The organism is Streptomyces sp. NPDC059564, assembly GCF_042735575.1.
GTDB lineage: Bacteria > Actinomycetota > Actinomycetes > Streptomycetales > Streptomycetaceae > Streptomyces.
This window is the reverse complement of the sequence record NZ_JBHWBP010000410.1, coordinates 1-6,388: the sequence shown is the minus strand read 5'-3', so window position 1 is coordinate 6,388 and position 6,388 is coordinate 1. Positions and strand designations below refer to the sequence as shown.

Below are 6,388 nucleotides of genomic sequence, written 5' to 3'. Positions count from 1 at the left end.
GCCCCTCGGTACGGGCCCCGGCTCGTCGTAGGTGTCGGTGGGTGTCCGCATCGGGCCAAAGCACCCCGCGCCTCAAGTTTCCCGCCCATTTTACCAGTCGGCCGCTACGGCGCCGGGGGGCCGGGTTCGCCGGCCCGCACCTCGGCGAGATGGGCCCGCATCTCCACCGTCACCCGGCCGAACCAGTCGGCGATGACGGCGACCTCGTCGGGGGTGTACTCGGCGAACACGGTGGCGAGCCGGGCGTAGAAGGGCTCGTACACCGCGACGACCCGCGCGGTGGCCGCAGGATCGGGCACCACCCGCACGCGCCGCCGGTCGGCCGGGTCGGGGCGGCGGTGCGCGTAGCCGGCGCGCTCCAGGCGGTTGATCACCCCGGTGACGGCGCCCGTCGTGAGGTTCGTCAGTTCGGCCAGGTCACCGGCGGAGAGCGGGTTCTCGCCCGCGCCCAGGACGTGGCCGAGGCAGGTCAGGTCGGTGACGTTCAGCCCGAGGAGCTGCGCCATCTCCTGCTGGCCGACGTGGCCGAGGGCCACGAAGCGGTCCATGAGCGTGATCGCCTCCCCGGCCGTGACCGGGGGGCGGGTCTTGCCGTGCACCCACACACTCCTTAGTATCTAAGTTACTTAGCTCGTGAGATAAAAGATCCTGCTCCGAGCGTACTGCCGCCTGCCCGTCCGAGGAGAATCATGAGCGCGCACGGACACGTCGACCTGGGGCACACCGTCGCCGGCTGGACGGGCACCGCCCTGGCCCTGCTCGGCTCCACCGGAGCCGGCCTCGCCCTGTGCCTGGCCTGGGCCCCCGGCGTCTGGCTCGGCCTCAGCCTGGTCCCGCTGGCGGGGCTGGTCACCTGGCTGCTCCACCTCGTCGGCTGGGGCAAGCCCAGCGGACCCCGCCCGGCCGCCGAGTGGGACTGGCGGGTCCGGGACACCGCCGCCCGGACGGGGCACGCGAACTGCCTGGGCTGCCGGGTCAGCGGGCCGAAGCGAGCTGCCGCAGCAGCCCTCGCTCCTCGATCCGCAGCGTCGTTGCCCGCCGGGGATAGCAGCGCATGAACATCCGGGTGAAGTGCTCCCCGTAGTGGATCACCGGGCTGTCGGTGCTGTCGGCGGGCTCGTACGGGTCCGCTCGCAGCGGGCGCATCCGCGCGTCGAACCGGGGCTCGTGGAAGTACGCCAGCGTGAAGCGCTCCCGGTCCGCGAGCCGGACCCGGTGCGGCGTGGACAGGACCGCGCCTCCCGTCAGGAACTGCAGGATGTCGCCGGGGAAGACGGTCAGCACCCCCTCCGCCGGGGTCACGTACCGCCAGCCCGGCGCGTCCTCGGCGAAGCCCGCCGTGCTCTCCCCGGGCAGCCAGTTGCGCGGCCGCCGCTCACCCGGGACCGGCGGGCGCACGTACAGTCCGCCGACCTCGTCCTGCGCGGCGATCACCAGCAGCCCGTAATCCGTGTGCGCGCCGATCCCGCGCTCGGTGGCGGCGGAGGCGGGCGGGAAGCGCAGCACCCGCATGTGGTGCCAGCCTCCCCGGGTCAGCCCGGCGAGCCGGCCGACGCCCGAGGTCTCCAGGCCCAGCCCCAGCGCCACCAGCGGCAGCAGCCGGTCCCCGAGGCCGCCCACCCCGGCCAGGTGGTCCTCCATGGCCGTGCGGTAGCCCTGGTCGGGCCAGGGCACCGGGCCGTGGCAGGGCCGCCCGTCACCGCCGGGTAGGTCGGGGGTGATCGTGAAGATCTCCGCCGCGTCCCGCTCGCCCGCCGTGACCTCCTCGCCCGAGGCCACGTACCCGCTGTACGAGGTGTCGTTGACGCAGGCCGCCTTGGCGGCGGCGGGCAGCGCGAAGAACCGCCTGCTCGCCGCCAGCGCCGCCCGGGTCCGGGCCCGCTGGACGCCGTCCGCCTCGATCTGGAAGATCCCGTCGCGCTGCCAGGCCTCGACCATGGCCCGGCCGAGCGCCACGTCCGCCGCCGAGCCCGTCACCCGGTGCGGTGCCCGGAATGTTGCGAAACCGCTCATGTCCGTCCCCTCCTCGCGTCGTGAAGGTGCCGTTCCCCCTGAGGCACGGACGGGGCGGCCAGAAGTTCGATCCGCCCCGGTTGGCCGCGCTCGGAGTGTGGCGGGCGGGACGGGTGGGCAGGATCGAGACGGCCGCACGTGCGGTCCGAGCGGAACGTTGAGAAGGATCAGCCAGATGGCAACAGGCACCGTGAAGTGGTTCAACTCGGAGAAGGGCTTCGGCTTCATCCAGCAGGACGACGGCGGCCCCGACGTGTTCGTGCACTTCTCCGCCATCCAGACGACCGGCTTCAAGGAGCTGGCGGAGGGCGCGAAGGTCGAGTACAGCGTCACCCAGGGGCCCAAGGGCCCCCAGGCGGAACAGGTGGTCACGATCGGCTAGCGCCGCTTCACGAGCCGGGCTCGCGCGGAGCCCCCGTCGGTCATCCGGCGGGGGCTCCCGCGCGGTGCAGGGCCAGCAGCAGGGGCCAGATCCGGTCCGCGAGCTCGTCGGGGGAGGCCGGTTGCGGGGTGCCGGCGGCCGGGATCAGGCCGTGCAGCCAGTCCGCGAGGACGCCGGTGAAGACGGCGGCCACCGCCGAGGCGACCAGGTCCGGGTGGGGCGCGCCGACCGCCACGCGCTCGGCGCGGGCCCGGGCGCGCAGCTCCCGGTGCAGGCGCTCGCCCAGCGGGCCGGCGCCGCCCGGCAGGAGCAGCGTGCGGTACAGGGGCGCGTGGCCCGCGGCGCCGGCGAGGAACCCGGCCAGGGCCGCCGGGGGGCGGACCGGGGGGAGCGGCGCCGGGCCGTCCTGCCAGGCGTGCAGGGCGTCGACCGCCGCGTGCACGACGTCCGCGCAGGCGTCTACGGCCAGCGCGGGGAGGTCCTCGTAATGCAGGTAGAAGGTGGCCCGCCCGACCCCCGCCCGGCGGACCACGGCCGAGACGCTGACCTCCGCGAGCTCCCGCCCCGCGCCGCACTCGGTGAGCAGCGCCTCGCGCAGCCGCGCCTTCGTGCGCGCGGTCCGCGGGTCCGCGGCGCGGGGGGCGTGCGGGGTGCTCATGCGGCGAGCAGCGCCGCACCCAGGGCGAGCGCGCCGGGCAGGGTCTGGGCCACCAGGATGCGTCGGTTGGCGGTGGCGGCCCCGTACACGCCCGCGACGATCACGCAGATCAGGAAGAAGACCTGCGTGGCGAGGGTGTCGGTGACCAGCCCCCATATCAGGCCGGCGGCCAGGAAGCCGTTGTAGAGGCCCTGGTTGGCGGCGAGCGGCGCCGTGAGGCGGGCGGTGTCCGCGTCGAACCCGGACAGGGCCCGCCCCGGCGGCCGCTGCCACAGGAACATCTCCAGCACCAGGAAGTACACGTGGAGCGCGGCGACGACGCCGATGAGTACCTGAGCGACCGTGTGCACGGCCACCCCCCTCTCGTCTCGGATTCAGATTTCCTGGACAACTGTACAGGAAGTCGTCGCCGCGCCCGTCCGCCCGTCCGCCCGTCCGGCGGAGCGTTCAGTGCGTGTCAGCCCTCCCGTACGGTGATCGCCGAGACCGGGCAGGCCCGCGCGGCCTCCCGTACGAGCGGGCTGCCGTGGCCGTCCTCGCGGCCCGGGAGCACCTCGCTGAGTCCGTCGTCGTCCTGGGTGAACACCTGGGGCGCGGTCAGCGCGCACTGCCCGGCGCCGATGCAGACGTCGTGGTCGACGGAGATCCGCATGCCGCTCACCAGGTCACGGGGAGTTCGATCATGCCCTGGATGGTGTCCCCGGGCTTGAAGGGGATCCGGTCCGGGTCGGCCGCCAGCCGCAGGCCGGGGAGCCGCCGGAACAGGGTGCCCAGGGCGATCTCCATCTCGGCGCGGGCCAGGTTCTGGCCGAGGCACTGGTGGATGCCGAAGCCGAAGGCCAGGTGGTGGCGGGTCGGCCGGTTCCAGTCGAGCGAGTCCGGCTCCGCGAACACCTCCTCGTCGCGGTTGATGACGGAGGTGGAGAAGACCACCCCGTCGTCCGGGCGGATCGTGACCCCGCCGACCTCGATGTCCTCGGTGGCCAGCCGCAGCATGCCGTCGGCGATGGAGAGGAAGCGCATCAGCTCCTCCACCGCCTCCGACATCAGCGACGGGTCGGCGCGCAGTTCGGCCAGCTGCTCGGGGTGGCGCAGGAGGGTGAAGGTGCCGAGCGAGATCATGTTCGCCGTGGTCTCGTGGCCCGCGATCAGCAGGATCACCGCCAGGGCGACCAGTTCCTCGACATCGGTCTCGCCGGTCTCCAGGCGGGTGGCGATCAGCTCGTCGAGCAGTCCGTCGCCCGGATCGGTGCGCTTGCGCAGGATCAGGGCCTCCAGGTAGGTGTCGAGCTGCCGGCGGGCCTCCTCGACGTCGGCGGGCTCGGGGCCGCGCAGCAGTCGCCGCGACTGCTCCTCGAAGAACTCGTGGTCCTCGTAGGGGACGCCCAGCAGGGCGCAGATCACCATGGACGGCACCGGCAGGGCGAAGGAGCCGACGAGTTCGGCCTCCGGGCCGCGCGCCGCCATCTCGTCGATCAGCCGGTCCACGGTCTCCTGGATCCGGGGCCGCAGGGCTGCCGTCCGCTTGACCGAGAAGCTCGGGATCAGCATCCGGCGCTGCCGGTTGTGCTCGGGGTCGTCCACCCCGAGCAGGGCCGCGCGGCGGCTCTGCAGCCCCTTGAAGCGACGGGTGGGCGTGGGGAAGGCCTCCTTGGTGCGGTCGGCGGACAGCCGCCCGTCGGAGAGCAGGGCGCGCGCCTCGGCGTGGCCGGTGACCACCCATACGGAGCGGCCGTCGAAGAGGGTGACCCGCGAGAGGGGCCGGGTCTCCCGGAGTGGCTGATAGGCGGCCGGCGGGTGGTAGGGGCAGGTTCGGTCCTGCGGGAAGGCGACGGCAGCGGACGCGGCACCGGACGCGGCACCGGACACGGCACCGGACATGGCATCGGACATGGCATGGGACATGGCCTCGGTCATGGAAAGCAACACCTCGCAAGCGATGGTTCCGTTCACGCCGGATTCCATTACATGCCTAAGGCACCTATCTCATCCATGCCAGTTTCGGCCAGTCTGCCCAGGTTCACCCGGGCGCGCGTTCCCCGGCCCCGCAGGGGCGGCGACTCAGAGGTGGGCGTCGAGGAACGTCCGGAATTCCTCCCCCGTCAGCTGACCGGCGTGCGTCGCCACCGCCTCGCCCGACCGGAGGAGTACGACGGTGGGCGCGCCGGTCACCGCGTACCGGCGGGTGGTCCGCGGGCAGCGGGTGATGTCGGTGCGGACGGCGGTCAGCCGGGTCCCGTACTCCGTCAGCAGGTCCGAGACGAGGGTGTCCATCGTCCGGCAGGCCTCCACGGCCTTCGGCCAGGTGCCGGTGAAGTAGGCGAGGACCGGACCGGGTGCCATGCCGACGATGAAGTCGAATTCCTGGTCCTCCAGCGGCCTGTGTACCTGACGGGTCATGGGGTGGTGCTCCTCGGTTCTCGTCTGCGGTGACCGTCAGCGTAGGTGGTTCCGACGAGGCGCGCGGCCACCGGAGCCCGCGCGGACGGGGCCGTCCGGTGAATCCTCCGGAGTGGGCCGCGGACCGTATTGCACATGCGGGTTCTCCTGTAGGTTGCGCACGGCATTTACGGCGAACCAGGCTGGAATCACCGGCAGTTGCGGTCGGGGCCAGTGGGTCGGGAGGGGTCGGTCATGAGCGTGCGCGGGACTCGGGCGAGAGCGGCGGCGGCCATCGGGGCGGGCGTGCTGCTGCTCGCCGGATGCGGCCAGGACGCCGGCAGCGCGGACGGCGCGAAGGGCGCGGCGACGGCCCCGGCAGCCGCCGGGGCGTCCGCCCCCGCGTCGGCGAACCCGGCGGCGAACGCGTCGGCGAACGCGTCGGCGAACGCGTCGGCGAACGCGTCGGCGAACGCGTCGGCGAAGCCGTCCGCGCCGCCGCTCGCGCCCGGCGAGGTCCGCGTGGCCGGAGAGGTCGGCAAGCCGTACACCCTCACCCTCGCCGGCCTGCGCGAGCTGCCGCAGACCTCGGCCGCGGTGAAGTTCACCAGCGCCAAGGGCGAGCAGGAGCACACCTACCAGGGCGTCCTGCTGAACGACGTCCTCAAGACGGCCGAACCGCGCTTCGACCAGGGCAAGAAGAACGGCCAGCTGCGCGGGTTCGTGTCCGCCACGGGCGCCGGCGACTACCGCGCGGTCTTCGCCTGGGCCGAGATCGACCCGGCCTTCGCCAGGACCCAGGTGCTGCTCGCGGTCTCCGAGGACGGCGTGCCCTTCGACGACGCCGCCGGGCCCCGCCTCGTCGTACCGCAGGACACCAAGGGCGGCCGGTACGTGTCCGAGCTGAACCAGCTGTGGGTCGGGGTGGTCGACCCGGTGGTCGACGGTGTGAAGTG

At 73.3% G+C, this 6,388-nt stretch carries 11 protein-coding genes; 3 read left to right on the top strand and 8 right to left on the bottom strand.

What is annotated here, in order from left to right:
• Nucleotides 1–104: 104 nt before the first annotated feature.
• The gene (locus ACFV0Q_RS36795; protein WP_385011670.1) at nt 105–599 is read right to left on the bottom strand and encodes a MarR family winged helix-turn-helix transcriptional regulator; all 495 of its coding nucleotides are present in this window, start codon (nt 597–599) and stop codon (nt 105–107) included.
• A gap of 90 nt (nt 600–689) precedes the next feature.
• On the opposite strand from ACFV0Q_RS36795, the gene ACFV0Q_RS36790 reads away from it, so the two are divergent.
• Nucleotides 690–1,058, top strand: a complete 369-nt coding sequence (locus tag ACFV0Q_RS36790; RefSeq protein WP_385011668.1) for an HGxxPAAW family protein — start codon at nt 690–692, stop codon at nt 1,056–1,058.
• On the opposite strand, the gene ACFV0Q_RS36785 is transcribed toward ACFV0Q_RS36790, so the two are convergent.
• Nucleotides 976–2,013 carry a 2-oxoglutarate and iron-dependent oxygenase domain-containing protein gene (locus tag ACFV0Q_RS36785; RefSeq protein WP_385011666.1) on the bottom strand — a complete coding sequence of 346 codons (1,038 nt, stop codon included), beginning with the start codon at nt 2,011–2,013 and terminating at the stop codon, nt 976–978. The genes ACFV0Q_RS36790 and ACFV0Q_RS36785 overlap by 83 nt on opposite strands.
• A gap of 175 nt (nt 2,014–2,188) precedes the next feature.
• Here ACFV0Q_RS36785 and ACFV0Q_RS36780 point away from each other — a divergent pair, with 175 nt between their 5' ends.
• Nucleotides 2,189–2,395: a cold-shock protein gene (locus ACFV0Q_RS36780; RefSeq protein WP_250739345.1), complete on the top strand. Its 207-nt coding sequence runs from the start codon at nt 2,189–2,191 to the stop codon at nt 2,393–2,395.
• Between the two features lie 40 nt (nt 2,396–2,435).
• Here the strand turns inward: ACFV0Q_RS36780 and ACFV0Q_RS36775 are convergent, their stop codons facing one another.
• From ACFV0Q_RS36775 to ACFV0Q_RS36750, 6 genes are all read right to left on the bottom strand, one after another.
• Nucleotides 2,436–3,053: a TetR/AcrR family transcriptional regulator gene (locus tag ACFV0Q_RS36775; RefSeq protein WP_385011665.1), complete on the bottom strand. Its 618-nt coding sequence runs from the start codon at nt 3,051–3,053 to the stop codon at nt 2,436–2,438.
• Nucleotides 3,050–3,403: a DUF1304 domain-containing protein gene (locus ACFV0Q_RS36770; protein WP_385011662.1), complete on the bottom strand. Its 354-nt coding sequence runs from the start codon at nt 3,401–3,403 to the stop codon at nt 3,050–3,052. The genes ACFV0Q_RS36775 and ACFV0Q_RS36770 overlap by 4 nt, the downstream gene beginning before the upstream one ends.
• A gap of 107 nt (nt 3,404–3,510) precedes the next feature.
• Nucleotides 3,511–3,705: a ferredoxin gene (locus tag ACFV0Q_RS36765; protein WP_385011674.1), complete on the bottom strand. Its 195-nt coding sequence runs from the start codon at nt 3,703–3,705 to the stop codon at nt 3,511–3,513.
• 5 nt (nt 3,706–3,710) lie between these two features.
• Nucleotides 3,711–4,934 (bottom strand): cytochrome P450, encoded by a 1,224-nt coding sequence (locus ACFV0Q_RS36760; protein ID WP_385011672.1) that lies wholly within the window; start codon nt 4,932–4,934, stop codon nt 3,711–3,713.
• Between the two features lie 180 nt (nt 4,935–5,114).
• Nucleotides 5,115–5,453: a thioredoxin family protein gene (locus tag ACFV0Q_RS36755; RefSeq protein ID WP_385011660.1), complete on the bottom strand. Its 339-nt coding sequence runs from the start codon at nt 5,451–5,453 to the stop codon at nt 5,115–5,117.
• 188 nt (nt 5,454–5,641) lie between these two features.
• Nucleotides 5,642–5,974 (bottom strand): hypothetical protein, encoded by a 333-nt coding sequence (locus ACFV0Q_RS36750; protein ID WP_385011658.1) that lies wholly within the window; start codon nt 5,972–5,974, stop codon nt 5,642–5,644.
• On the opposite strand from ACFV0Q_RS36750, the gene ACFV0Q_RS36745 reads away from it, so the two are divergent.
• Nucleotides 5,955–6,388: molybdopterin-dependent oxidoreductase (locus ACFV0Q_RS36745; RefSeq protein ID WP_385011656.1), on the top strand; the 434-nt coding region annotated here is incomplete at its 3' end. The genes ACFV0Q_RS36750 and ACFV0Q_RS36745 overlap by 20 nt on opposite strands.

Bases quoted from the DNA above. Each gene is read 5' to 3' on its own strand.
- ACFV0Q_RS36790 (WP_385011668.1), top strand. From the start codon at position 690: ATGAGCGCGCACGGACACGTCGACCTGGGGCACACCGTCGCCGGCTGG.
- ACFV0Q_RS36785 (WP_385011666.1), bottom strand. From the start codon at position 2,013: ATGAGCGGTTTCGCAACATTCCGGGCACCGCACCGGGTGACGGGCTCG.
- ACFV0Q_RS36780 (WP_250739345.1), top strand. From the start codon at position 2,189: ATGGCAACAGGCACCGTGAAGTGGTTCAACTCGGAGAAGGGCTTCGGC.
- ACFV0Q_RS36775 (WP_385011665.1), bottom strand. From the start codon at position 3,053: ATGAGCACCCCGCACGCCCCCCGCGCCGCGGACCCGCGGACCGCGCGC.
- ACFV0Q_RS36765 (WP_385011674.1), bottom strand. From the start codon at position 3,705: ATGCGGATCTCCGTCGACCACGACGTCTGCATCGGCGCCGGGCAGTGC.
- ACFV0Q_RS36760 (WP_385011672.1), bottom strand. From the start codon at position 4,934: ATGTCCGGTGCCGTGTCCGGTGCCGCGTCCGGTGCCGCGTCCGCTGCC.
- ACFV0Q_RS36755 (WP_385011660.1), bottom strand. From the start codon at position 5,453: ATGACCCGTCAGGTACACAGGCCGCTGGAGGACCAGGAATTCGACTTC.